Raw genomic sequence first — 25,487 nt, 5'->3', positions numbered from 1 at the left:
TCTCATGAGCCTGACGATCAGAGCATTCTCTGTCGGCCGAGTATTCGGCCTCCCGAAGCCCTCGTTCACCTATCTGCGGGGATGGGGCGACACCATGGACCTCCCGCTCATCATGTTCGTGATCGAAGGCGGGGACGCGCCCGTGGTCGTCGACACCGGGGCCGACCTCAGCCGAGCCTGGGACACCCACCGCATCAAGATGGAACAAACTGTCGAGGAACGACCGGAGGTGGCGCTGCGGTCCGCCGGGATCGATCCGGACGACGTGCGCCTCGTCGTCAACACACACCTGCATTGGGATCACAGCTCGAACAACCATCTGTTCCCCAACGCACGCGTCGTCGTCCAGCAACGTGAACTCGACTTCGCCCGACAGCCCGTGCCCTGGCACTGTCGGCAATTCGAAGCACTGCCAGATATGGACCCCGCCTGGCAGCGAGCCGAGGACAAGATCGTTCCCGTCGACGGTGACACCGAGTTGGCTCCGGGAATCACACTGGTCGCGTTGCCAGGGCACACGCCGGGGTCGCAGGGAGTTCTCGTCGAGGCAGACACCACCCGCTACCTCATCGCCGGCGACTGCGTCTACCTGTACGACAACTGGGAGGGCGACGCCGAAGCCGACCACATTCCCGTCGGACTCTTCACCGATCTCGTCGCCTATCAGGAGAGTCTGCTGAAGATCGAAGCCCTTGACTGCGAGGTCATCCCGAGCCATGACTTCCGTGTCCTCGAACGGTCGATTTTCAAGTGATCCCGCCGATTCTCGAGGGCGCCGAACCCCGGCTCCCTGCTGAACATCATCGCCTCACTCCGGAAGGAACCCAGTGACACGAGAAGCCGTCGTCGTCTCCACGGCACGAACCCCGATCGGCAAGGCCTACCGCGGCGCCTTCAACAACACCCAGCCGCAGCACCTCGCCGCCCACGCGATCACCGCCGCGGTGGAGCGGGCCTCGATCGACCCTGCCGAGATCGACGACGTCGTCCTCGGCTGCGCCATGCAGGAAGGCGCCTCCGGACTCAACATCGCCCGCCAGGCGTCGCTGCGCGCCTCGCTGCCGGTCACCGTGCCGGGTATGACCATCGACCGCCAGTGCGCATCCGGGCTGATGGCAATCGCCACCGCCGCGAAACAGATCATTGCCGACGGCATGACCGTCACGGTCGGCGGCGGCGTCGAATCGATTTCGCTGGTGCAGAATGATCACGCGAACCGCTACCGGGCCCGTGACCCGTGGCTGGTGGAGAACCTGCCGCAGACGTACATGCCGATGCTCGAGACGGCCGAGATCGTCGCCGAACGCTACGGCGTCTCCCGCGATCGCCAGGACGCCTTCGCACTTCTGTCCCAGCACCGCACCGCCGCCGCTCAGCAGGCGGGGCTGTTCGATGCCGAGATCGTTCCCCTCACCACCACCAAGGCGGTCACCGACCGCTCCACCGGGGAGGCCGGCGTCGAGACGGTCACCGTGACCCAGGACGAAGGCAACCGCCCACAGACTGATCTCGCCGGACTCGCCGGGCTGCGCACCGTCCTCGAGAACGGGCACGTCACCGAGAAGGCCACCGTCACCGCAGGCAACGCCTCCCAGCTCTCCGACGGCGCCTCGGCCGCCGTGCTCATGGAAGGCCGGGAGGCGGCCCGCCGCGGCCTCGATGTCCTCGGCACCTACCGAGGGATGGCCGTCGCCGGCAGCCACCCGGACGAGATGGGCATCGGCCCCGTCCACGCCATCCCGAAACTGCTCCGCCAACACGACCTGAAGGTCGACGACATCGACCTGTGGGAACTCAACGAGGCCTTCGCCTCCCAGGCGGTGTACTGCCGCGACCACCTCGGCATCGACCCCGATCGCTACAACGTCAACGGCGGCGCCATCTCCATCGGCCACCCCTACGGCATGAGCGGCGCCCGCCTCGTCGGACACGCACTACTCGAAGGGCGTCGCCGCGGAGCCCGATACGTCGTGGTCACCATGTGCATCGGCGGCGGCATGGGCGCCGCTGGGCTATTCGAAATCTGAACCACATGAACACCATGTGAAGCGTGCGCCGATCATCTCGGGGTGCTCGGAGGGCCGACTTCAACGGGTGATGGTGACGGCATCGGAAACGTCGCGATGTATCCGCACGCCGGTCTCGGCCAACGGACGACCGGCACCGCCCCACCGTGACGCGACGACCTCGGCCACGATCGATACCGCCGTTTCCTCGGGTGTGCGTGCGCCCAGATCCAAACCGATCGGACTGCGCAGCCGCGACAGTACGGTGTCGGTCAGGCCCGCTTGCCGCAGCCGCCGCAGCCGATCGGTATGAGTGCTTCGCGATCCCATCGCACCGACATAACCGACCCGGGGCAGCCGCAACGCGATGTCGAGGACCGGAACATCGAACCTCGGGTCGTGGGTGAGCACACAGATCACCGTGGTGGCATCGATCGCACCGTCGTCGGCTTGGGCCGCGAGGTAGCGGTGGGGCCACTCCACGACGACTTCGTCGGCGGCGGGGAACCGGGCGGGAGTCGCGAAGACCGGGCGGGCATCGCACACGGTGACCCGATAACCCAGCAGCGATCCTTGCTGTGCCAGGGCGGCGGCGAAGTCGACCGCACCGAAGATCAGCATCCGCGGCGGCGGCGCATGGCTGGCGACGAAGACCTCCATCCCGTCGCCTTGCCGCTCTCCCTCCGGCCCGTACGAGAGCACGGTGCTGCGGCCGACAGCGAGCAAACCACGCGCGTCGTCGCGCACCGCAGCGTCGGTGCGCGCCGATCCGAGCGTGCCGGAGGCCGTGTCGTTCTCGATCACCAGCCTGGCCCCGACCCGGTTGTCGTCGGGGTGGGCGATGATGGTTGCCACCGCGGTCGGTCGGTGAGCGGCAAGGTTGTCGGCCACGGTCTGAAACTGAGGAAAGGTGCGCTGCGACACCGCCTCGACGAAGATGTCGAGCTCCCCGCCGCAGGTGAGGCCGACGTCGAACGAGTCATCGCTGCTGACGCCGTAGCGCCGCAGTGTCGGTCACTGAGTGTCGGCGACTTCGCGCGCGAGTTCGTACACCGCCGCCTCGACGCAGCCTCCCGACACGGATCCTGCGACCACGCCGTCCGGGGCCACGGTCATCGTGGCGCCCGGCAGCCGTGGCGCCGACCTCAGAGTTCGCACCACGGTGGCGACACCCGCCGTGCCGCCTGCCCGCCAGACCGCCATCACATCCGCCAGCACTTCACGCATGCGGACCTCCCCGCCGACGAGCCGTCACAACAGTGTGTCCAGGGTGATGGGAAGGCTGGTAACCCGTTTTCCGGTCGCGTTGAACACTGCGTTCGCAACTGCTGCGGGCACGCCGACTATCACCACCTCGGCGAGCCCCTTCACTCCGAGCGGGTCGGCGATCATGTCCTCGGCGGGCAGGAATTCCGCGTCGAGGGCGGTGATGTCGGCGTTGACGGGGACCAGGTAGTCGGCCAGGTTGGCGTTGACGATCTTACCGTCGCGGTAGTCGAGGTGCGTGCCTTCCAGCAACGCCATCCCGATCCCGCCGACCATGCCGCCGATGGCTTGGCTATGGGCGAGTTTCGGGTTGATGATCCGCCCGGAGTCGTAGCAGGCGTGCATACGCCGGACCCGGACCGTGCCGAGCAGTTCGTCGACGGCGACCTCGGCGAACACCGCACCGTAGGCCCACATCGAATACCGTTCGGCGGCGTCGCCGGCATCCCAGTCCTGCTGGGAATCCAGGGTGTTCCAGCCGCGGCGCCGCAGCAGGTCCTGGTACGTCTCGCCGCGGGCCTGGTCATCGGTCTGGAACATGCGGCCGTCGGCGACACCGACCTGGTCCGGGCGCAGACCGTTCAGCGGGGAACCCGGATCGACGACGGAGGTCCGAATAAACCTGTCACGCAGCATGTTTCCCGCGATGTGCACGGCCGACCCGACGCTGGCCATCGTCATCGAGCCACCGTGCAGGGGCGCGGGAGGGAAGGTGCTGTCGCCGAGTACGAATCGCACCCGTGACATCGGCACGCCCAGTGCGTCGGCGGCCACCTGGGTCATGGACGTGTACGTACCCGGCCCCATGTCGATCGTGGCGCTGCGGACCTCGAAGGTGCCGTCGGCGTTGGCCTGAGCCACCGCGGAGGAGTCGGCGGTCAGTGTGTGATAGGCCGCAGCCGCGGTGCCGTATCCGATCAGGAGGTTGCCCTCGCGCGTGACTCCGGGCACCTGATTGCGACGCGACCAGCCGAAGACGTCGGCGCCGCGGCGAAAGCACTCGGTGACCCGCCGGGTGGAGAAGGGCAGTCCTTCGGACTGGTCGACCACCGGTTCGTTGCGCAACCGCAAGTCGATGGGATCCATGCCGAGCCGGTGCGCCAGGTCGTCCATCGCGCACTCCATGGAGTACGCGCCGGTGACGGTCCCCGGTCCCCGCATGGGCGCGGCCGGGTTGATGTCGAGCGGCACCAGGCGCGCGGTGGAGCGCATGTTGGGAGAGTTGTACATGAACCGCGCGTACGGCGTGTTGCCTTCCAGATATTGGTCGTAGCGCGAGGTCTCGATGGACACCTCGTGGATGATCGAGCTGATCGTCCCCGCCCGGTCGGCGCCGACGGCCAGGCGCTGGCTGCTGGCCGGGCGGAATCCGACCACGCTGTAGAGCTGTTTGCGGGTCAGCACCAGCTTGACCGGGCGCGCGAGTGTGCGTGCGGCGAAGCACGTGATGAGTTCGTGCGGCCACACCTTGAGCGCGTTGCCGAACGCGCCACCGACGAACGGGCAGATCACCCGCACATTCTCGGCCGGGATGCCGAAGGCCTTGGCCAAGCTCGCCTGCGACTGCGGCACACCCTGCACCTTGTCGCGCACGGTGAGCCGATCGCCGTCCCACCGGGCGACGGTCGCGGGCAATTCGATGGGGTTGTGATTGTTGCGCGCGATGTCGTAATGCAGATCGCTGACCACTGCCGCCGACGCGAGGGCGCCTTCAGGGTCGCCTCGGCTGTAGTCGGGGGTGCGGGTGTTGGGTTCGGCCGGCGCCGTGGGGTCGTGCATGTCGGTGATCTGCGGTGCCTCGGTGTAGCGCGCGGTGACCAACCTTGCGCCGTGGATCGCGGCTTCCGATGTGGAGGCGAGGACCACTGCGATCGGCTGTCCGTAGGAGCGCACCTGCTTCGGGTCGAACGGCAGCGTGACGCCGGTGAAGTCGGTGATCACCTCCAGCACGCCGGAATGCTGTTGTGCAGCAATGGTATCTATGGAGTCGACCTGCCGCGCGCGACCGTGCTGTCCACGAGTACGGCGTAGACCAGGCCGGGTTCGATATTGTCGGCGGTGTAGGTGGCCTTGCCGGTGACCTTGAGTGGTCCGTCGACGCGGGAGATGGGCCGGCCGCTCGCGAGGGTCACGGCAGTGCTCCGATGGTCGAGAGCTGACGTTCGACGGTCCGCTTGATCAATTCGACTTTGAAACCATTCTCCGACAATGGTTGCGCACCGTCGGCTGCGGTGGCGGCCGCGGTGCGCCACAGTTCGGCGCTCGGCGCCTGCCCGACGAGAGCGCGCTCCACCGACGGCAGCCGCCACGGCACGGTACCGACCCCACCGACGGCAACCCGCGCGGTGCGGATCCTGCCGCCGGTGATGTCGAGGGCAACCGCCGCCGAGGTCAGTGCGAATTCGTAGGACTCACGGTCGCGGACCTTGAGGTAGCCGGACCGGCGTGCTTCCGGACCGACGGTGACCTCGACGGCGGTGATCAGTTCGCCCGGGCGCAGCGTGTTCTCGCGGTCCGGCGTCGTACCCGGCCGAAGATAGAACTCGCTGAGCGGAATTCGACGTTCCCCGTCGCTGTCTCGCGCGATGACGGTCGCGTCGAGGGCGGTCAGAGCCACTGCGACATCCGAGGCGTGGGTGGCGGCACAGCTGTCGCTGGTGCCCAGGATCGCATGGGTGCGGTTGCGGCCCCCGATCGCCGCGCACCCCGCGCCCGGTGTGCGGCGGTTACAGGCCGCGGTGACGTCGCGGAAATACAGGCACCGGGTCCGTTGCAGGAGATTGCCGCCGATGGACGCACTGTTTCGCAGCTGAGCTGACGCACTCAGTTCCAGAGCCTGCACGATCATCGGGAACTGTTCGCGCACCCCGGGATGTGCGGCGATCTCCGCCATCCGTACCAGCGAACCCACACGCAACCGGCCGGGTTGCACATCGATGTCGCGGTAGGGCAGCGCATTGATGTCGACGACCGCCTCGGGTCGCTCCACGGTTTCGCGCATGAGGTCGACCAGGGTGGTGCCGCCGGCGACGTAGCGTGCGCCCGACGCGGCGGCGCTGAGCGCGGCTTGCTCGTCGGAAGCCTTGCTGAATCGGAAGGGGAACATGCGGTCAGCTCTCCTCGGCGGCGGTGCCGATTGCGGCCGCGATGTTGGTGTAGGCCCCGCAGCGGCAGATGTTGCCGCTCATCCATTCCCGGATCTCGGCCGGCGAGCCGGTGTGGCCCTCGCGGATGCAGCCGAGGCCGGACATGATCTGGCCCGGGGTGCAGGCGCCGCACTGGAAGGCGTCTTCGTCGATGAACGCCTGCTGCAACGGATGCAGCCGGTCGCCGTCCGCGACTCCCTCGATGGTGGTGATCTCGGCGCCGTCGTGCATCACCGCCAACGTCAGACAGGAGTTGACGCGCTGCCCACCCACGAGGATGGTGCAGGCACCGCACGCACCCTGATCGCAGCCCTTCTTCGTACCGGTCAGCTCGGCGCGCTCACGCAGCATGTCCAGCAGCGAGGTGCGGTTGTCGACGGCCAGTTCACGTTCTTCGCCGTTGATCCGCATCCGCACCACCGATGTCTGTGCCTCGCTCGCCGCGTTCTCGGAGTCACCGCAGGCGGCGAGCAGCGGTGCCGCCACTACCGCACCACCGACCGCCAGCGAGGATCCGACGAAGGTCCTGCGATTGATTTCCTTCCGCCAGGGGGCGTTGCTACCGTCCAGCGCGCTCATAGGCGTTACCTCCTCGATTCGGGACAACTCACCGGCGGGCTTCGAAAATCTCTTTGAAGACCGGCATCGCGGTGAACACATACGGCCAGCCCGCGTAGAACGCGACCTGGGTGAGCACCTCGGAGGCCTGGTCCTGGGTCAGGCCGCTGTCCATCGCGCGGGTCAGGTGCGAGCGGATCTGCCCGGTGAGACCGGTCGCGACGAGCGCGCTGACCGTGATCAGGCTGCGGTCGCGGGGCGCCAGACCGGGGCGCAGCCACACATCCTGGAACAGCACGTCCGTGGTGAACCCGAGCACCCCGGGTGCCACCCGGCCGAAATCGCCGTCGACCCGGTCGCGGCGTGCGGTCTCCCACTCCTGGTCGACCGGCAGGAGTTCGGGTGAGACGTCCGACAACTGCGCGGCGTCGATACCGCGGGCCTCGAAGACGGGTTCGGCGGCTTCGACGGCACTCATCGCGTTGGGCCAGCCCGAGTAGAAGGCCAGGTGGGTGATGATCTCCGATACCTCGGTCGGGGTGACGCCGTTGTCGAGCGCTCGATCGAGGTAGAAGGGAAGTTCCACGCTCTGGTTGCGGGCGATCAGGGCAGCGAGGGTCACGATGCTGCGGTCGCGGGCGGACAGCTCGGTCCGCTGCCACAGCTGGTCTTCGAGGACTTCGTCGCCGTAGCGTTGCAGCGCCGGGGAGACCGAATCGACAGACTCCACCTTCGCCGCGGGTGAAGGCGAGGACTCGGGGTTGTTCTCCGAGCATGCGGTGCCAGCACCGACAGCGACACGATCGTTGCCGGGACAGCGAACCATCTGGTCAGTTTCATCAGAAGTTGCTTCTCTCAGAGGTAGTACTGTTCGGGGCCGACTTGCTCCATCCAGGTGACACGGCTGCCGTCGACTGCCTCGGCCACGGCGATATGCGTCATCGCGTCCACGGCGGTCGCCCCGTGCCAGTGCTTGACGTCCGGCGGAATCGTCACCACGTCGCCAACCGTCATCACCTGCTTGGGGCCGCCCCATTCCTGCACCCACCCGGTACCCTCGGTCACGATCAACGTTTGACCTGCGGGATGGGTGTGCCAGGCGGTCCGGGCGTGCGGCTCGAAACTGACCTCACCGCCCGAGGCTTCGAGGTGATCGGTGGCGCCGAACAGCGACCTGCTCTGCACCTGACCGGTGAAATTCTCCGGCGAACCGGGAGCCGCAGGCCGGGAAATCTCGGGGGAGACCCCGATCCGAGGGCTTCCGGCGTGGGCGGGCGCCGCGATGATCACGGCGCCCAGCACAGCTGACGTCGACAGCAGGGCGGCCTTGGAGGACAAACGCACGATGTATCGCCTTTCGCAAAGGGGAGTTCGGCTACTTGCCGTCGAGTTGCTTGTCGGCGAGGAATTTCGAGACTTCGTCGGCGATTTGGGTGTTGTTGAGGTCGGAGAACGGGAAGTGGGTGTTGCCGGTGATGCCGATCTCGGGCAGGTGGACGACGGTGGCGTCGCCGCCGTGGCGGTTGACTGCATCGGCCCACAGCCGTGCCATCTCGAGCCGGGCCCGCCAGCTGTCCTGATTCGGCTGATCGGTGGGCTCGCTGGGGATGTTGTCGCCGTAGTAGATGACGATCGGAATCTTCGTCAGCGCGGTGAACTGGTCCATCGGAACGGTTTCCGGGCTGAGGGTGTCGAAACCGTTCGGGATCGGTTGTGGTGCTTCCCCTTCGGGGAAGACGAACCCGCTCCCGGGCTCGAACGCGACGATACCCTTCACGCCGGGATTCTTCATCGCGGTCTGCCAGCCGGGCCCGCCACCTTGGGAGTGGGTGAAGAGGATCCCTTCGCCGATCCGGTCGAACAGGGCTGACAAGCTGTCGGAGATGACCCCGGCGTCGAAGGGACCGGTGTTGGGTGTCATCGAACGGTAGAACTGGTCCAGGGCCGCGGGGTCGCTCGAGAACTGCACCCCGGGGAACATGTCCGGCCAGGTCCCGAGGCGGAACTGGTTGAACCACAGTTGCTCGTCCGGGGTCGGGGTGATGGTGGTGCCGACCATGCCGCGGCCCGCGTCACCGCGCCGCGGCTGGTCGACGAGGTAGGTGGAGAACTGTTTGCGCAGGAACAGGTTTTGGAAACCTTCCCGGCCGTCGGCGGTGGTCTCCCAGGTCTTGGAGAACTGGCCGGCGCCGTGCAGCATCACGATCGGCAGGTTCCGGGCGTCTTCGGGCACCTGGTAGTGGGTGTAGGCGTGGTCGCCGCGGTAGGTCTGTCCCTGTGGATCGGCGGGACGGCGAGGATCGAACTGGCCGGGCGCGGTTGTCATGGTGCCGCCGACGGTGAAGCTGCCCTGCTCGGCGATGGTGAGTCCGGTAGCAGGTGAGTCACTTCCGCTGTCGCCGGAACTGCAGGCGGTGAGCGCAGCGGCGACGGCCACCGCGAGGGCGGCCATCCGTGTCCGCGTGCCGATCGTTGTGGTGTGCATATCGTCTGTTCTCCCGACTAGAGCGTGTTCTGCGAAATATTGGCGGGTCGACGTCTCCCGGTGGTGCGTGCCGGCGAGATATCCGATGCCCCGGGGCCTGCGGTCGACGGGGGCCGCTGGGCGAGATCGGATCTCGCGGAAGACATCCCGAATCCCTGTCCCGCACCCCGGGGAGGTGTCACACCACGCATGCCGCATGACGATAGAGAAACTGTCGATGCGTTCTATGTGAAAAGATGTGAGCTTCCTATGAAGTGCGCGAGAACCAGTCCACCCGGTGTGGTGCGGGTGCCTCTGGATCGCCGTCAGCCGAGTTGGCCGGCGGGGCGGAGCAGAATCTCGTTGATGGCCAGGTGACGGGGGCGGGCGAGGGTGAAGGCGATGACCTCGGCGATCTCTTCGGGCTTGACCGTGGCCGCGTCGTAGCCCTGCTGCACGGCCTGCCTGGTGGCCTCGTGGGTGATGTGGGTGGGCAGCTCGGTGTCGACGACACCCGGTTCGATCAGCGTGACGCGGACGTCGGGCAGCAGTTCCTGGCGGAGGGATTCGGACCATCCGTTGACGCCCCACTTGGTGGCGGCGTAGACGCCGTTGGTTGCCCTGGCCGTGCGTCCGGCGACGGAGGAGATGTTGATGAGGTCACCGCCGCCATCCTCGAGCTGGTCGAGGAATACCTCGGTGGCGGTGATCGCGCCGAGCAGGTTGACCTCGATCATGTTGCGGTAGTCGGCGCGCTGTTCGGAGGAGAACGGGCCCAGGAGCATGGTTCCGGCGTTGTTGACCAGCACGTCGGCCCCGCCGAGCTCGTCCTGCACCCGCTGGGCTGCGGCCACGAGTGCGTCGCGGTCGGTCACGTCGGCCTGGATCGCGATCGCACCGTCACCGAGCTCGGCGGCGAGAGCCTCGATGCGGCCGAGGCGGCGTGCCAACAGCGCGACGCGGTACCCGTCGGCATGGAGGGCGCGTGCGGTGGCCGCGCCGATCCCGGACGATGCGCCGGTGATGACCGCAACACGGGGAAGATTCTGGGAGTCAGTCATGTGATTGGGTTTCCTTCTGATTGGTCGGGGGGATCTCGCAGTGGCAGCGACCCGACATATGGAGCGATGCTCGCCCTGCTGCCTTTCCAGCACACCATGGTGACGCCGAATGGGGGAGTAACCGGCTATCCGTGTACTGGTATTACTCCTTACCGCCGCCGGGCGGATGTCACGTACGCGAGCGGGCGCGTTGTCCGTGCCGCTTTCTCAGACGAGGTTGTTGGCGCTGAGCCACGTGTCGAGGTCCGGGGCCGCTTCTGCGACGGTCTCGCCCTGAATGGCCAGCCCGTCACGGACCTCGCTGTCGGGAAGGGCATCGCGGTAGTCGTCGTCGATGCCGCTCATGCCGCTGACGGCGTAGGTGACGAACGGCAGGATCGTCTTCCCTGCGAGGTCGAGGCCTTCGATGAAGGTGGACATGATCATCGGGGTGCGCATGTTCCACACGGGGCTGCCCAGGAGCACGATGTCGTAGCCGCTGACATCGGGAAGCGGGTTCGCGATCGCGGGTCGGGCGTCGTCTCGTTGCTCGCGGCGGTTGCGCTCGACCGTCGGGTCGTACGCATCCGGATAGGGGTCGGCGGCTTCGATTTCGTAGGTGACACAGTCGATCCGGTCGGAGATCATCCCAGCGAGGACTTCGGTGTTGCCGACCTCCAGGTCCCGACGGCCCCTGTAGTAGTAGTTCTCGCCGGCGCGGGAGAAGTAGACGAGTAGCACTCGGCTGCCGGAGACGGTGGTTCTCTCGGGATCGGGTGTCCTCGGGGTTCGCTCGCCGGTGGCCGGGCTCTCTTGCGGGCGCTGCTCGGCAGTGCAGCCGGTGAGGACCGCGGCAACGGCCGTGATCCCGGTGAGCCCCGCGGTCAGGAGTGTTCTGCGGCTGAGGGATTCGTTCATGATGCCGTCAGGTGCGGGTCGGCGGCGGCGCTCACGATGCTGCATCGGTGCTGCGGCTGAGTTGCTCGAACCGATCGACGTCGCGGGCAGCGTCGTCGGCGGCCGCACGAAAACCGCCGAGCGCGTCGCTACCGAGAACGAGCAACTTCGGTGGTTCGGCGTCCTCGGCGGCCTGCAGGATCGCGGCCGCCGCTTTCTCCGGTGCGCCACGCTGCGGGCTGAGCGCCGAGTCGCCTGTCCGTCCGAGTATCTGGTCGTACGCCTCGATCTGGACGCTGGACCGGTCGGCGGAGCGTCCGCGGAAGTCGGTGCGGAACGATCCGGGTTCGACGACCATCACGCGGAGCCCCAACGGCTCGACCTCCTTGCGGAGCGACCCGGACAGTCCCTCGAGGGCTGCCTTCGCGGCGGAGTAGTAGCCACCGCCTGGAATGGTGATGCGCGCGCCCACCGATGAAATGTTGACGATCAGGCCGTTCCCGCGGCGGCGCATACCGGGCAGGGCCGCCTTGATCAGCGCAACGGGACCGAAGAAGTTCGTCGCGAACAGGCGAGCCACAGCCTCGTCCTCGCCTTCCTCGACCGCGGCGGTGTACCCGTAACCGGCGTTGTTCACCAGCACGTCGATACCGGTCCAGCGCTCCTCGACCCTCGCTACGGCGGCATCGATGGAGGACGAGTCGGTGACGTCCAGAGACGTGATCAACGCGGTTTCCGGATAAGCCGCCCGGAGGTCGTCGAGGGCGTCCGTGTTCCTCGCGGTTGCGACGACCTGATGCCCGGCAGCGAGGACACGCTCGGCGAGCGCGCGGCCGAGTCCGCTCGATGCTCCGGTGATCAACCACGTCGTCATTCGTCGTCCTTCTCGATGGCGAAGTCGGTGGTGGCACTGACGTGCGCCCACTCGTCGATTTCGTCGATGCGTCCCTGGAGCTCCTCGCGGACGATCTGAATGGCGTCGGTCCCGAGCAGCAGGCGGAACGGGGCGTCCGTGCCTTCGACCGTGGCGATGATGACCTGCGCCGCGCGATCGGGGTCACCCTGCTGGGTGCCGTGGGTGTGGTCGTTCTCCTTGCGGCGCTTCCCGGCGGTGTCGGCGTAGTCGTCGATCACGGTGCTGGACTGGTTCAGGGAGCGACCGGAGAAGTCGGTCCGGAACGCGCCCGGTTCGAGCACCATCACCCGGATCCCGAGCGGTGCGACCTCGCGGTTCAACGCGTCGGACATGCCCTCCAACGCTGCTTTCGTCGCGGTGTAGTAGCCGGAGGCGGGGTTCGATCGGGGCGCGCCGATCGAGGAGACGTTCACGATGGTGCCCGACCGGCGGGAACGCATCTGCGGCAGCACCTGCTTGATCAGATCGACGGGGCCGAAGAAATTCGTGGCGAACAGCTCGTCCACCTCGTCCACAGCTGCTTCCTCGACCGCGGCCCGGTACCCGTGCCCGGCGTTGTTCACCAGCACATCGACGCCCCCGAACCGGTCGGTCCCGGCGCTGACCGTGGCGACTACCTGGTCGTGGTCGGTGACGTCCAGCGGCACCGCCAGCGCATTGTTCGGGTGCGCGGCGACGAGGTCCTGTACGTGGTCGGCGTTGCGGGCGGTGATCACCGCGTTGTCGCCGTGCTCGAGGACGGCCCGTGCCAGTGCGGCTCCCAGGCCGCTCGAAGCCCCCGTGATGAACCAGGTGGTCATGTTCGTCTCCTTTGTCGTGCGTAGTGCGTCCGGCGCTCGCGCCGGGCCGCCGGGCAAGGACGCTGTCCGGGGCGCGGAAGCAGAAGCCGTATGCCCATTCCATCGCACCGTGCGCGCGCGTGGGAGTCACGTCTTATCCGTGTACTGGCAGTTCCTCCCACAGCACCGTCGCTGACGTTAGCGTTGAAGATATGGATCATCGAGCAGAAGTGGCCGAGTTCCTGCGGACCCGCAGGGACCGGATCACCCCGGACCAGGCGGGCATCATCGGCGGGGGACGCCGCCGCGTGCCCGGGCTGCGCCGCGAAGAGGTCGCCATGCTCGCCGGGGTCAGTGTCGAGTACTACGCGCGGATGGAACGCGGCGACCTCACCGGCGTCTCCCCCGAAATACTCGACAGCATCGCCAGAGCTCTCCAGTTCGACGACGCCGAGTGCGACCACCTGGCGGATCTCGCCCGAGCCGCCGGTCCACCGCCGCCGCGGCGACGCAAACGACCCGCCGAGCAGACCGTCAAGCCCACGTTGCAGCGGTTCCTGGACGCCGTGACCGGCGCGCCGATGTGGGTGCGGGATCGGCGTATGGACTTCATCGCCGCCAACCCACTGGGGCGGGCGCTCTACGCGCCCATGCTGGAAGATCCGGCGAACCGAGGGAATACGGCCCGGTTCACGTTCCTCAATCCCGCCGCGCAGATCTTCTTCCCGGACTGGGAACAGAACGCCGATAACATCGTCGCGACCCTGCGCACCTACGCCGGTCAGAATCCGCTCGACAAGCCGCTCACCGATTTGATCGGGGAGCTCGTCACCCGTAGCGACACCTTCCGGCACCGGTGGGCAGCACACAACGTCCGTCATCATCGCGGTGGGATCAAACGCATCCACCACCCCGCCGTCGGCGACCTCGAATTCTCTTACGAAGCAATGGATCTGCCGGCAAATCCGGAATGGTTCATGTTCGCCTATACCGCCGAGCCCGGCAGCCCCACCGAGGAACGCCTGAAGCTCCTCGGCAGCCTCGCCGCCACCGGCCAGACAACCAGCGACGCCCGCGCGCAGCGCTCATTCTGATCGGCCCCGCCCATCTGTGGGGCGGGGATCCACACCGCCGAGTCCGGCAGCCCGACCGCGAAGGGTGTACTCCCAGTTACTCCCTCATCTGACACCGAGTGTCTAACGTCAAGGAATATGAGTATGAACGTGACTTTGAACAATGGCGTCGAGATGCCCGCGTTGGGCTTCGGCGTCTTCCAGACCCCGCCCGAAACCACTTCCGCTTCCGTCGCCGAGGCCCTCCGGGTGGGCTACCGGCTGATCGACACGGCCGCCTCCTATTTCAACGAGCGCGAAGTCGGCGAGGGCATCCGCCGGTCCGGGCTCGACCGTTCCGAGGTGTTCGTGGAGACGAAGATCTGGATCAGCGACTACGGCTACGACAAGACCCTGCACGCCTTCGACAAGAGCGCGGGCAAGCTGGGCGTCGACCAGATCGACCTGCTCCTGCTTCATCAGCCCGTGCCCACGCAGTTCGACAAGACCGTCGAGGCCTACAAGGCGCTGGAGACGCTGTTAGACGACGGCAAGGTCCGCGCGATCGGTGTCAGCAACTTCATGCCCGACGTCCTCGCGAAACTGCTGGAGCAGACCGATGTCGTGCCCGCGGTGAATCAGGTCGAGGTGCATCCGTACTTCACCCAGGCGGACGTGCAGGCCGCGGACACGGAGCACGGGGTTCTGACTCAGGCGTGGTCGCCGATGGGCGGCATCACCAGCTACCGTGGCGACGGCGCTCGGTCGACCTTCGACGATCCGGTGATCGGCGAGATTGCCGCCGCCCACGGCAAGACGCCCGCCCAGGTCATGCTGCGCTGGCACCTGCAGGAGGGACGCTCGGCGATCCCGAAGTCCGTCAACCCCGAGCGCATCGCCGCCAACTTCGACGTGTTCGACTTCGAGCTCACCACAGACCAACTGGGCGCGATCGACGCACTCGATACCGGTGTCCGCGGCGGACCCGATCCCGTGACCGTCACCCCCGAGCTGTTCGCCCGCGATATCCCGGAAGCGTGAACCGCAGGTCAGAGGTGACCGGATGAGCGCCCATGTGCGAACGGATGGCCAACCGGTGAACCTCGAGGCCACATTCCGGTTCCAGGCGATCGGTACCAATTGGGAGATCGACACCGAACAGCCAATCCCCGAGCAGGTACGGCACAGAATCCGCTCCGTCACCGAGGACTTCAATCACGTCTGGTCCCGGTTCCGTGCGGATTCACTGGTCACGCGGATCGCGTGCGCCGAGGGCGGGGGACGGTTCGAGTTCCCCGCCCGGGACCTCGCCCTGTTCGAACTCTACGACCGCCTCGTCGCCGCAACCGACGGGGCGGTCGACCCGCTCGTCGGCAGGGACCTCGAATTGCTCGGCTACGACGCCCGGTATTCCCTCGTCCCCGACACTGCCGCGCTGGTGTACCGCCGTCGCGACCGCTGGCTCTCCGACATCCACCGTGACGGAACCACAATCGCCTCGGATCGTCCGACCGTGATCGACGTCGGCGCAGCCGGTAAGGGGTACCTGGTCGACCTCGTCAGCCACACGCTGACCGAGGAGGGAATCGACCGGTTCTTCGTCGACGCCAGCGGCGACATGCGGCATCGTGGAGCCGAGGCCGTCAGGGTGGGACTGGAACACCCCAGGGCTCCCGGCCGAGTGATCGGCACGGTGAACCTCCGAGACGGTTCGCTGTGCGCTTCGGCGACGACCCGACGAACGTGGGGTGCTGGACTGCACCACGTGCTCGACGGCCGAACCCGGCGCCCGGTTGCGGACGTCGTTGCGACCTGGGTGCTCGCCGCCGACGCCGCCACCGCGGACGGGCTGGCGACCGCCTTGTTCGTAAGCGAACCAGCGAGCCTCAGGTCGTTCGAGTTCAGCTGGGTGCGCATTCTGGCTGATGAAAGGGTTCAGTGGTCCGATAACTTCGACGGGGATCTCTTCATCTGACCGGCGCTCCGATCGCACGAAGTGGTCTCCTCGCCGAAACCTTCGAATTCCGAAGGATGTTCGGTTCCGAAGGAGGAACCGCGGAGGGGTGTATCAGCAGTTCCTCCCTCCCTGCTCGAGCCGACCGTAACGTTGAATATATGAAGAAGCAACCTCACAAAAGACCGGGCGACACGCGTCCGTCCGCGAACCCGGTGCTCATCGTCGGCGCATCGGGAAGTATCGGCCGACTGGCGGTCGACGAAGCCTTGCGCGAGGGGTTCGAGACCAGGGCACTCGTTCGCGACCGCAATCAGTCTTCCTTGTTCCCTGAGGGCACCCGCGTCGTCGTCGGCGACTTCACTCAGCCGGACTCACTCACCGAGGCACTCGAAGGGGTGACCGGGGTGGTATTCACCCACGGCACCTATGGCGGTGCCGACGAAGCGGAACGGGTCAACTACGGCGCCGTCCGCAACGTGCTGAACGCGCTGAAGAAGCCCGCCCGGATCGCGTTGATGACGACGATCGGCGTCACCAAGCCCACGCCCGGCCACGACTGGAAGCGGCGCGGTGAACGCCTTGTCAGAGCCAGCGGGCTGCCCTACACGATTGTCCGTCCCGGCTGGTTCGACTACAACGAGCCGGATCAGCACCACCTCGTGACGATGCAGGGCGACACCAGGTGGGCGAGCGATCCGTCGGACGGTGTGATCGCACGCCGGCAGATCGCGGAAGTCCTCATCGGCAGCCTGAGCTCGGACGCGGCCGAGCACAAGACCCTGGAACTGGTGGCCGAGAAGGGCGGGGCTCAATCCGATCTGACGCCGCTGTTCGCCGCGTTGAAGACCGATCCCGTGCAGTCGTTCGACGCCGTCCTGGATCGAGACAATCTGCCGATCGCCGGCGAACCGGCCCGTGTGGTGAGCGACCTCGACGCGGTACGGGGACGGTTCTGAAAGCGGAGAGCGACGCGTTCACCCCGGGTGAGCCGACTTGCACACGACGAACCCCGGAGAGCCGGCGAACGCGTGCAGCCCAAGTCAGTTGCCGTCGGTCGAGCGCGCTTGCTCGCGGATCTGCTCGATGGCGTCGTTGAAGCCATCTGGGCAGGTGCTCGCGCCCGCCAGCTTCCCGACCTCGGCCTCGTCGAGGCTTTTCCCGATCACCTCATCGGGGACGGCGGCCGCGAACCTTTCCTGATATCCGAGGGACGTCTCGTTCTCCGCCATTGCCCCGACCGTGACATCGGCGATGACCTCGTCGCTGATGGTGACGGTGACGTCCAGGTAGGAGGGTCCGCCGCCGTACACACCGATCGCGTTGTAGGTCCCGTCCTCATACCCGGTCGCCGACCCTGTGCTGCTCTCCGGCGGCCGGGTCGACTCAGTGGCAGGAACAGATTCCGAAGGGGATGGCCCGCCGCCGAGATCGGAGCATCCTGCCAGCGGCACGAGAGCAACGGCGGAGGCAACGGTCGCCAGCGCGGCCAGTGTCAAGGTGTCGGTTCTCATCCTTCAAACGTAGAAGGCACCAGGCTCTTTCGGGAGGAACTGGCGGTACACCCCTGGCACATAGGAAACACTTATCTTTTCAAAGGGGACACATCGAATTGGGCATTATCCTCACGTGCCATGCGGCTTGCAGCGCCAAGCAAAACCGGCTCCAGACTCCCAACCGGACGGATCGACCTGTGACAAGACCAACTGCCCTACGGCCCACCCTTGCGGAACCGACAGCTCGGATCGCCGTGGGCGCGCTCTGCGCGATTGCAGCCTCCGCTGCGGTGTTTCTCCTGCTCGACCTGTATGCCGTAGTAGCGATGCGAAGCCGACTCGAATCAGCCATCAGCGCATATGGTGTCGGCAGCGGCCGTTGGATCTTTACCCTAGCCATCCTCTTCCTTGCTGCGGGATCCGCTGCGCTACTCGTAGCAGTTGTAGACCAACAGCTCACGAGGTGGAGATCCGGCGCTACCGTCGCTCTGACACTGTGGGTTCTCGGACTCCTCGCCATCGCAATCTTTCCCAAACAGGACTGGTCTCAACCCCCGAGTATCAGTGGCAGTATTCACCTCACCGCGAGCGGGATTGCTTTTGTCAGTCTTCCCATCGCGGCCGTTCTCCTCGCCAAGCCGTGGCTTCGGCATCGAACCCATGGTGTGCACGCCCGACGGACTCGGCTCTTCGCCTGGCTGGCGATCGCAAGTTTTTCGCCACTCCTCTACGCGTTTGTCGTTGCTGCGGTGACCGGCGTTGCGTGGTGGGAGGTCGTGACCTTCGGTCATTCCGAGCGCCTACTGGCAGTGAGCGAAGTGGCGACATTGGCAGTGATCGGCACCTGGGTCCTGACGAGGAAGTGAAGTACAGAAGTTACGTGGGTGCTGCGTCCAGATAGGTTGTGACAACCAGGATCAGGAAGACAATCGCGAAGATGATCGCCCCCTTCCGGGTGATCAGCGGTTCGAACTCGTGAGTTTCGTCGTCTATGTCGTTGCGCGAGTTCATGCACCGATCACTGTCCGTTCGATAGGCAGGCCGTCCCGGCAGCCCGAGTTTTCTGGTAGTACCCGTCCGTCCACACCTTGTCCCGTGTCCGACGAGGTTTGTCACACCACGCATGACGCATGACGATAAAGAACCTGTCGGTGTGTTCTGTGTGAAAAGATGTGAGGTTTCTATGAAGTGCCCGTGCATCCTTTGATCACGAGAGTCGATCAGGAATAATGGGCGCAGTGTCATCAACTCGTCCGGATATTCATGCTGCCGATTCGGGACGTCGCCGCGCCGTTCTGGCGCAACTGCCCCGGATGTATCGAGCGGACGGGTCGACGATTCGCGTGCTACTCGTCGACGACGAGCCGACTCTGACCGACCTGGTGGGTCTCGCCCTCGGGTACGAGGGTTGGGCCGTCGAGGTGGCACACGACGGTTCGACCGCTTTGCAGAAATTTCGTGAGCAGCAATTCGACGTGGTGGTTCTGGACATCATGCTGCCCGACATCGACGGGCTGAGTGTGCTCCAGCACATACGGGGCTCGGGCGGGGGAGTGCCGGTCCTCTTCCTCACTGCGCGGGATTCGGTCGACGACCGGGTGATCGGGCTGACAGCCGGCGGCGACGACTACATGACCAAGCCCTTCAGCCTGGAAGAACTCGTTGCACGACTGAGAGGTCTGCTACGGCGGGCGGCCGATTCGATCTCGGAGAACGATGCGGTACTGACCGTGGGCGATCTTTCGCTGGACGAGGGCAGCTACGAGGTGAAACGGGGCGGTGACAGTATTGCGTTGACCGCCACCGAGTTCGAACTGCTCCGCTACTTCATGCACAATCCCAGACTTGCGCTCAGCCGGGCGCAGATTCTCGACCGCGTATGGAATTACGACTTCGCCGGCAAGGCGAGCATTGTCGACCTGTACGTGTCGTACCTGCGGCGAAAGATCGACGCGGGTCGGGAGCCGATGATTCACACCGTTCGCGGCGTCGGATACATTCTCAGGCCCGCAGAATGACATTGCCGGGCCGTTTCCTCGCTCGGGGACCGTGGAGTTTGCAACGGAAATTGGTTGCAGCACTGACCACGGTGATCGCAGTTGTTCTGCTCGTCGTCGGAGTGGTCGGTGTGGTGACGCTGCGTGCGTCGGTCACCACTGTCGTCGACAAGCAATTGACCGGATCGATGTCCGTATTCAGTCACTCGGTCGACAAGTATCGTGACGGAAGCCCGGTCGCCACTCCCGGCGTCGACCCGAACTACGTGAAGCCGTTGACCGAGTTCGGCGGGCAGGCTCCGGGCACCGTGATCGTGCTCCTTGACGACGGAGTGGTCACCGACTCCGCGGTGTTCTCGGACTCGGAACCGGTCCCGCTCAGTTCCGAGGCAATCGCGCAGATCGAGAACAAGGAGTGGGCAGACAATCGTCGGCAGGACCTCGACGTGGCGGGTCTCGGCGATATGCGGATGGAAAGCCTTGCACACGATGAAGATTTGACTCTCGTCGCCGGAATATCGTTGACAGCGGCAAACGAGGCTGTGGTCCGCGAAACCGTGGTGCTGTCGATTCTCGCCCTTGCGGCACTCGTCGCGACGGTGATCTGCACGGTGCTCGTAGTTCAGGTCGCCTTCAGACCGTTGAGTCGCGTGGTTGCCACGGCGAAGAAGGTCACCGATCTTCCGCTCGGTACCGGTGAGGCGGCGCTCACGGTGCGGGTCGCGGACCCCGACACGGATCCTCGGACCGAAGTCGGCAAGGTCGGGGAAGCACTGAACCATCTGCTCAGTCACGTCGACGACGCACTCGCGGTCCGCGTGGCGGCGGATCGGAGGATGAAGCAGTTCGTCACGGATGCGAGCCACGAATTGCGGACGCCGCTGGCCGCTATCCAGGGCTACGCCGAGTTGACTCGACAGGACAGCGACCAGCTCCCCGAGATGACCGAGTACGCCCTTGCCCGGATCGAATCGGAAGCCAAGCGGATGGGCGCGCTTGTCGCCGATCTCTTGTTACTCGCCCGTCTGGACGAGGGCCAAGACCTGCACACGACCTGCGTCGATCTCGCCGACCTGCTGGTCAATGCGGTGAACGATGCTCGGGTCTCGGCGCCTCTGCACCGCTGGTCGGTGGTCGTGCCCGAGTCCGCGGTCATGGTGAATGGTGACAACGAGCGCCTGCATCAGCTCGTCGCGAACCTTCTGTCGAATGCGCGGGTACACACCCCGCCGGGTACCGCAGTGGTCGCAACGTTGACAACAATGACCGACGACCGGGATGTGGTGACGGCCGAATTGACGATCACCGACAACGGGCCTGGAATCGCGCCGGATCTGCTGAAGACTCTGTTTCAGCGTTTCGTTCGGGGCGACAAGGCCCGGTCCCGCGAGACCGACAGCACCGGCCTCGGGCTGGCAATCGTCTCGTCGATCGTCGACGCGCATCACGGTCAGGCGAGTGTCGAGTCGACTCAGGCCGGGACGACGTTCCGCGTTCGGATTCCTGCGATCGAACCCTCCAGCACTGCCACCGTCACCCATCAGCGCCTCCGGACGTCCGCGGTCACGCGCAACTAATGGGTTGGAGCCCTACAAAGGGTCCGTGCGCGGGTGCGGGGAGATCCATTCGGGCCAGACCTGACCGTTTCGTGCAGAGCGACGCGAAAACCGTCTTGCGGAAGAAAGTTTCATGTTGTTTCCGGTGCCGGCGGATCGTCCTCGGACGAGCGTCACCGCCGCGACAGGGAACCGGCCGGGCATCCTCACGCCGAGGCGAGGGTGAGGACGATCTTGCCGACCGCTTCACCGGAACGCAGCCGATCGGCAACTCTCTGGACCTGCGTGAGCTCCACGGTTTGGTCGATCACGGGACGGATCTCACCACGTGCGACGGCCGGGATGACCTCAGGTAGGAGCCCGGCGATGATGCCGGCCATCTCCCAGTCGCGGGTGAAGCCGAAGGACACGCCGTGGACGGTGAGGTGGCGGTAGGACAGGTGGTCGAGGTTGATCGTCGACTCGGCGCCGTCGAGGCGGCCGATGTTGACCACGTGGCCGTCCTCCTTCGTCGCGGGCAGGCAGTCTGCGAACGTCTGCCCGGCGATGTGGTCGAGCACGACATCGACACCCTCGCCATCGGTCGCCGCCAGGGTCGCCGCAGTGAGGTCCTGCTCGCCGGTGACGATGACGGTGTCGACCCCCGCATCGGTGAGCAGGGCCCGCTTGGCGCTGCTGCGGGTTGTGCCGATCACGTGCGAGGCACCCAATGCCCTGACCATCTGGGCGCCGATGAGACCGATCGCGGTCGACGCACCGGTGATGAGCACGCTCCGCCCGGCCGTGAATCCGGCGGTGGTGAGCGCACCGTGCTCGGTCAGCAGGCCGGTCGGCAGCGCACAGGCGATCTGCGGGTCGAGTCCCTCCGGGCGGGGCAGGACGAACCGGTGGTCGGCGACCACATACTCGGCGAATGCCGACGGGATCGACCCCATCACCGCGTCACCGACCTGCCAGGTATCCACGCCCTCGCCGAGTGCGGCAACCTCGCCGGCGTACTCGAAGCCTGCGATGAACCTCTTGCCGTGACCACCGTGGGTGGGATCGGCCTCGGCGAGCATCGGGATATCGGCGTTGTTGGTCGCCGCGGCCCGGTTCCGGATCAGCACCTCACCCGGCCCGGGCTGCGGGACGGGGACCTCATCGATGACCCATTCCGGGCCGATCCCGCCGACGAGGGCGCGCATCGTGTCAGTCATGTGTGGTCTCTCCTCCGGGAACGAGTCGGGCACGGTTGTCAGGAGCGGCGGGTGCGCGGCGCGTGGTACTGCTCGTCGGTGACTTCCTCGAGCCAGGTCGTCTCCGGCGTGCTGGACCCGTCGCCTTCCCAGATGGCCAGGTGTTCCATGAACCGGTCGTCGGTGGCGCCGTGCCAGTGCTCTTCACCGGCAGGGCAGGTGACGGTCTCCCCGGGCTGGGCTGCGAAGACGACACCGTCGCGGGTGCCGACGAGCGCGGTCCCGCTCACGACGTGCAGGGTCTGCCCGAGGACGTGGTGATGCCAGAACGTGCGGGCGCCGGGCGAGAAACGGACCATGTTCGTGCGCGCCCGCGAGGGTTCCTTCCCGGCGTAGATGACGTCGAACCAGACATCGCCGGTGAACCACTCGGCCGGACCCTTGCCGGTCGGGACGGGATCGATGAATTCCATGAGTTGTCTCCTGGTGATGTGTCAGTTGTCGAGGTCGAGGTCGAGGTCGAAGCCGAGTTCGCGGGAGGCCTCGGCCTGCGCGCTGATCTGACGTCCCCTGTCGATGACGGCGGGGATCGCGTCGGATCCGGCGACGAACCGCAGCGGCGGCTTGTCCAGCTCTGCCACCTTGACCAGTGCCTGGGCGAGCTTGAGCGGGTCGCCGGTCTGCTGCCCGTTCATCGACTGCCAGGCCGCCTTGGTCTGGGTGGTGCGCTCGGCGTAGTCGTCGATCGACTGGTCGGCCCAGGTGGTGGACGCCTCTTCGAGGAGTTCGGTGCGGAAGAACCCGGGCTCGACGATCGTCGTCCTGATCCCGAACGGTTCGAGGTCGTAGCTCAGCGACTCCATCCAGCCCTCGACACCGAACTTCGTGGTGGCGTAGGCGACGCAGAATTCCTGGCCGATGATCCCGGCCAGCGACGAGACGGTCATGATGTGCCCCGACCGCTGCTTGCGCATGTGGGGCAGGACGGCGCGGGTGACGTTCATGGGGCCGAACAGGTTCGTCTCCACCTGCGCACGCATCGCGGAGTCGGAGATTTCCTCGAAGTATCCGGCTTGGAAGGTGGCAGCGTTGTTGATCAGTACGTCGATCCGGCCGAACCGCTCCACCGCGGCGGCGACCACGGCCTCGGCGTCGCCGGGGTCGGTGATGTCCAGGGCGGCGGCCAGCAGGTTGTCGCTCTCACCCAGTAGTTCCTGCACTTTTTCGGGGCGGCGGCCGGTGGCGATGACCTGATGGCCACCTGCGAGGGCCGTGCGGGCGATGTCGGTGCCGAGCCCTCTGCCTGCGCCGGTGACCAGAATGACCTTGCTCATCAGTATGTGTCTCTCGAGTCTTCGGTCGTGCATTTTGTATGGATGAATTCGACTTCCGGCCACTCAGTCGGTTTCCGGAGGGAAGTCGGTGGAGGCGGCGAGTTCGGTCTGGGACTCGAAGTCGGCGACGCGTGTGCGGAGTACCGCGAGGGTGGACTCGAGTGCCTGCGAGCCGAGCATGAGGCGCAGCGGTGCCGGTTCCACATCCACGCTTTCGATGATGCGCGCGGCCATTCGTGCCGGGTCTCCGGGCGCCAGGCCGGCGGCGGGGTCGAGCATCTTCCGGAAGTTGTGCGCGGGTGTCGCGTCGTAGTCCGGAATCGGTTCGGCGATCTGGGCGCCGCGGTAGCGGAAGTCGGTGCGCGCGCCACCGGGTTCGACGAGCGTCATGCCGATGCCGAACGGCGCCACCTCCTGCGCCACCGATTCTACGAAGCCTTCGATTCCCCACTTGGTGGCGTGGTACATCGAGTTGCCGGGGAACGCGACCTGTCCGCCGTACGTCGAGAGCTGGACGATCCGGCCTCCGCCGGCAGCCCGCATGTGCGGGAGCACGGCACGGATGAACTGGATGGACCCGGTGAGGTTGGTGGCGATCATGTCGTCGATCTGTTCGTCGGTGAGCTCTTCAGCGGCACCGAACAGGCCGTATCCGGCGTTGCTCACCGCCACGTCGATCCGGCCGAAGTCCGCGACAATTCGGGTCACGGCTGCGCGCAAGGCCGAGGTGCCACGGACGTCGAGCACCTCGGCCCGGAACAGGTCCGGATGCCGGCTGGTCAGTTCGTCGACGGACTCCGGTCGGCGGACGGTGCCGACCACGCGGTCGCCGCGCTCGAGCAGTTGCTCGGTGAGGTGGCGGCCGAAGCCGCTGCTGACGCCGGTGATGAGCCAGGTACGTTCGGTCATGACTGCGATGAACGGTCGGCGGAGGGGGCGGACTCGTTCAGCACCCGCAGGGCGTTGAGCGTGCGCGGGTAGCCGATGAACGGCAGCAGGTGCGTGAGGACGGCGAGCAGATCGGCCCGGGTGTTCCCGACGCGGAGATTCGCCATCGTGTGTCCCTTGACCTGGGGTTCGCAACCACCGAGGGAGACCAGCATCGCGAACGTGAGCAACTCACGGGTCGGCAAGTCCAGACCACTGCGCGTGAGGTAGTCACCGAAGCAGTTCGCCGACAGGTAGCGCTGGATGTGGAGCTCGTCCGGTGCTGCCGCGTCGTACATCCCGTCGACGGCGTCTGCGCCGACGATCTCCTTCTGCTTGGCCAAACCCTTCGCCAACCGGTCCCCGGCCGTCGTCGTCGCCCGGCCTTCCAGGGGGAGGCTGATGCCACGCTCGGTGAGCACGTCGTTCGTCGCGTGGAGAAAGTCGAAGACATTCGCCATGCCGACGTACGGGACCGCCTGATACACAACCTCCTTGGCCTCCGCGGGGCTCACTCCTACGGTGAGAGCTGCGCCCAGCACGACCCGGTACTCGGCCAGTGCCTGGCTCGCGATCATCGAGGCGAGTTGCACCATCAGACGCGTACGGGTATTCAGGTCGCCGTACTGCAGCACCTCGTCGAACGCGAAGTTGTCGAACACCTCGATGAGCTCCGGATCCGTATCTTTCAACGTCGAGACGTGCCCCGGAAACAACTCGTCGTGATTGTTCCGGGCTGCTTCGGTGATCGCCATGTCCAACTCTCTTCCGGGGGTTCGTCGTACTCGATGCCGCACCGGAGCGCGGCGTTCGTCAGGGGTGGCCGATCAGGGCTGTCGCGAGGATCGCCGCGGCGGCGCCGCGACCGGCGGTCGGTCATGCGAGGTGGTCACCATTCGAGCAAACGCGCGATCGGGCACT

General features: G+C 66.2%; 27 protein-coding genes and 1 pseudogene. 9 read left to right on the top strand and 19 right to left on the bottom strand.

Features of this window, described 5'->3' with window-relative positions; all coding sequences use genetic code 11:
* The first annotated feature begins 4 nt into the window (after positions 1-4).
* Positions 5-754, top strand: coding sequence for an N-acyl homoserine lactonase family protein (locus tag AZG88_RS47420; RefSeq protein ID WP_061044972.1), 750 nt, complete (start codon positions 5-7; stop codon positions 752-754).
* A 73-nt stretch (positions 755-827) separates the two neighbouring features.
* Complete coding sequence (locus AZG88_RS47415; protein WP_061044973.1) at positions 828-2,027, top strand: acetyl-CoA C-acyltransferase; 1,200 nt, start codon at positions 828-830, stop codon at positions 2,025-2,027.
* 60 nt (positions 2,028-2,087) lie between these two features.
* On the opposite strand, the pseudogene AZG88_RS47410 reads toward AZG88_RS47415, so the two are convergent.
* From AZG88_RS47410 to AZG88_RS47360, 12 genes and pseudogenes are all read right to left on the bottom strand, one after another.
* Positions 2,088-3,233: pseudogene (locus tag AZG88_RS47410) on the bottom strand (XdhC family protein).
* Between the two features lie 24 nt (positions 3,234-3,257).
* Complete coding sequence (locus AZG88_RS47405) at positions 3,258-5,222, bottom strand: xanthine dehydrogenase family protein molybdopterin-binding subunit (RefSeq protein ID WP_231914466.1); 1,965 nt, start codon at positions 5,220-5,222, stop codon at positions 3,258-3,260.
* 29 nt (positions 5,223-5,251) lie between these two features.
* Positions 5,252-5,404, bottom strand: coding sequence for a hypothetical protein (locus tag AZG88_RS54875; protein WP_231914465.1), 153 nt, complete (start codon positions 5,402-5,404; stop codon positions 5,252-5,254).
* Entirely contained in the window at positions 5,401-6,378 is a 978-nt protein-coding gene (locus tag AZG88_RS47400) for an FAD binding domain-containing protein (RefSeq protein ID WP_061701451.1), read from the bottom strand. Before AZG88_RS47400 ends, AZG88_RS54875 begins: the two co-directional genes overlap by 4 nt.
* 4 nt (positions 6,379-6,382) lie before the next feature.
* The gene (locus tag AZG88_RS47395; protein ID WP_061044975.1) at positions 6,383-6,997 is read right to left on the bottom strand and encodes a (2Fe-2S)-binding protein; all 615 of its coding nucleotides are present in this window, start codon (positions 6,995-6,997) and stop codon (positions 6,383-6,385) included.
* A 28-nt stretch (positions 6,998-7,025) separates the two neighbouring features.
* Positions 7,026-7,706: a carboxymuconolactone decarboxylase family protein gene (locus tag AZG88_RS47390; RefSeq protein WP_061045005.1), complete on the bottom strand. Its 681-nt coding sequence runs from the start codon at positions 7,704-7,706 to the stop codon at positions 7,026-7,028.
* Between the two features lie 125 nt (positions 7,707-7,831).
* Positions 7,832-8,320: a (R)-mandelonitrile lyase gene (locus AZG88_RS47385; RefSeq protein WP_082764841.1), complete on the bottom strand. Its 489-nt coding sequence runs from the start codon at positions 8,318-8,320 to the stop codon at positions 7,832-7,834.
* A gap of 31 nt (positions 8,321-8,351) precedes the next feature.
* Complete coding sequence (locus AZG88_RS47380) at positions 8,352-9,461, bottom strand: alpha/beta hydrolase (protein ID WP_061044976.1); 1,110 nt, start codon at positions 9,459-9,461, stop codon at positions 8,352-8,354.
* Between the two features lie 305 nt (positions 9,462-9,766).
* On the bottom strand, positions 9,767-10,501 hold the full coding sequence (locus AZG88_RS47375; protein WP_061044977.1) for an SDR family oxidoreductase: 735 nt from the start codon (positions 10,499-10,501) through the stop codon (positions 9,767-9,769).
* A 207-nt stretch (positions 10,502-10,708) separates the two neighbouring features.
* Positions 10,709-11,398, bottom strand: coding sequence for a flavodoxin (locus tag AZG88_RS47370; protein ID WP_061701453.1), 690 nt, complete (start codon positions 11,396-11,398; stop codon positions 10,709-10,711).
* A gap of 31 nt (positions 11,399-11,429) precedes the next feature.
* Positions 11,430-12,251, bottom strand: coding sequence for an oxidoreductase (locus AZG88_RS47365; protein WP_061044978.1), 822 nt, complete (start codon positions 12,249-12,251; stop codon positions 11,430-11,432).
* Positions 12,248-13,093 (bottom strand): oxidoreductase, encoded by an 846-nt coding sequence (locus AZG88_RS47360; RefSeq protein ID WP_061044979.1) that lies wholly within the window; start codon positions 13,091-13,093, stop codon positions 12,248-12,250. The genes AZG88_RS47365 and AZG88_RS47360 overlap by 4 nt, the downstream gene beginning before the upstream one ends.
* Before the next feature lie 191 nt (positions 13,094-13,284).
* On the opposite strand from AZG88_RS47360, the gene AZG88_RS47355 reads away from it, so the two are divergent.
* The 4 genes from AZG88_RS47355 (at position 13,285) to AZG88_RS47340 (ending at position 17,037) form a co-directional block, all read left to right on the top strand.
* Positions 13,285-14,166, top strand: a complete 882-nt coding sequence (locus tag AZG88_RS47355; RefSeq protein WP_061044980.1) for a helix-turn-helix transcriptional regulator — start codon at positions 13,285-13,287, stop codon at positions 14,164-14,166.
* 117 nt (positions 14,167-14,283) lie between these two features.
* Positions 14,284-15,165, top strand: a complete 882-nt coding sequence (locus tag AZG88_RS47350; protein WP_005250268.1) for an aldo/keto reductase — start codon at positions 14,284-14,286, stop codon at positions 15,163-15,165.
* A gap of 22 nt (positions 15,166-15,187) precedes the next feature.
* Positions 15,188-16,099, top strand: coding sequence for an FAD:protein FMN transferase (locus tag AZG88_RS47345; RefSeq protein WP_061044981.1), 912 nt, complete (start codon positions 15,188-15,190; stop codon positions 16,097-16,099).
* Between the two features lie 140 nt (positions 16,100-16,239).
* Positions 16,240-17,037, top strand: coding sequence for an SDR family oxidoreductase (locus tag AZG88_RS47340; RefSeq protein ID WP_061044982.1), 798 nt, complete (start codon positions 16,240-16,242; stop codon positions 17,035-17,037).
* Between the two features lie 84 nt (positions 17,038-17,121).
* Here AZG88_RS47340 and AZG88_RS53210 read toward each other — a convergent pair whose 3' ends face one another.
* Complete coding sequence (locus AZG88_RS53210) at positions 17,122-17,592, bottom strand: FMN-binding protein (RefSeq protein ID WP_061044983.1); 471 nt, start codon at positions 17,590-17,592, stop codon at positions 17,122-17,124.
* Between the two features lie 272 nt (positions 17,593-17,864).
* Between AZG88_RS53210 and AZG88_RS53205 the strand changes: the two genes are divergently transcribed.
* Positions 17,865-18,440 (top strand): DUF998 domain-containing protein, encoded by a 576-nt coding sequence (locus AZG88_RS53205; protein ID WP_179443199.1) that lies wholly within the window; start codon positions 17,865-17,867, stop codon positions 18,438-18,440.
* Between the two features lie 10 nt (positions 18,441-18,450).
* On the opposite strand, the gene AZG88_RS55215 is transcribed toward AZG88_RS53205, so the two are convergent.
* Positions 18,451-18,585, bottom strand: a complete 135-nt coding sequence (locus tag AZG88_RS55215) for a hypothetical protein (protein WP_255221426.1) — start codon at positions 18,583-18,585, stop codon at positions 18,451-18,453.
* 218 nt (positions 18,586-18,803) lie between these two features.
* On the opposite strand from AZG88_RS55215, the gene AZG88_RS47325 reads away from it, so the two are divergent.
* Together AZG88_RS47325 and AZG88_RS47320 are read left to right on the top strand one after the other, a co-directional pair.
* Entirely contained in the window at positions 18,804-19,592 is a 789-nt protein-coding gene (locus AZG88_RS47325) for a response regulator transcription factor (protein WP_061044984.1), read from the top strand.
* Between the two features lie 50 nt (positions 19,593-19,642).
* Positions 19,643-21,148: a sensor histidine kinase gene (locus AZG88_RS47320; RefSeq protein ID WP_063819673.1), complete on the top strand. Its 1,506-nt coding sequence runs from the start codon at positions 19,643-19,645 to the stop codon at positions 21,146-21,148.
* A gap of 185 nt (positions 21,149-21,333) precedes the next feature.
* Here AZG88_RS47320 and AZG88_RS47315 read toward each other — a convergent pair whose 3' ends face one another.
* The 5 genes from AZG88_RS47315 to AZG88_RS47295 form a co-directional block, all read right to left on the bottom strand.
* Positions 21,334-22,326, bottom strand: a complete 993-nt coding sequence (locus AZG88_RS47315; protein ID WP_061044986.1) for a quinone oxidoreductase family protein — start codon at positions 22,324-22,326, stop codon at positions 21,334-21,336.
* A 38-nt stretch (positions 22,327-22,364) separates the two neighbouring features.
* A complete protein-coding gene (locus AZG88_RS47310) occupies positions 22,365-22,778 on the bottom strand; it encodes a (R)-mandelonitrile lyase (protein WP_061044987.1) in 414 nt (137 codons plus the stop codon).
* A gap of 21 nt (positions 22,779-22,799) precedes the next feature.
* On the bottom strand, positions 22,800-23,639 hold the full coding sequence (locus tag AZG88_RS47305) for an SDR family oxidoreductase (RefSeq protein WP_061044988.1): 840 nt from the start codon (positions 23,637-23,639) through the stop codon (positions 22,800-22,802).
* 63 nt (positions 23,640-23,702) lie between these two features.
* On the bottom strand, positions 23,703-24,548 hold the full coding sequence (locus AZG88_RS47300) for an SDR family oxidoreductase (protein ID WP_061044989.1): 846 nt from the start codon (positions 24,546-24,548) through the stop codon (positions 23,703-23,705).
* The gene (locus tag AZG88_RS47295; protein WP_061044990.1) at positions 24,545-25,321 is read right to left on the bottom strand and encodes a carboxymuconolactone decarboxylase family protein; all 777 of its coding nucleotides are present in this window, start codon (positions 25,319-25,321) and stop codon (positions 24,545-24,547) included. Before AZG88_RS47295 ends, AZG88_RS47300 begins: the two co-directional genes overlap by 4 nt.
* Between the last annotated feature and the right edge of the window lie 166 nt (positions 25,322-25,487).

This window comes from Rhodococcus sp. LB1 (assembly GCF_001583455.1).
Taxonomy (GTDB): domain Bacteria; phylum Actinomycetota; class Actinomycetes; order Mycobacteriales; family Mycobacteriaceae; genus Rhodococcus_F; species Rhodococcus_F opacus.
This window is presented reverse-complemented; position numbering and strand designations above follow the sequence as displayed.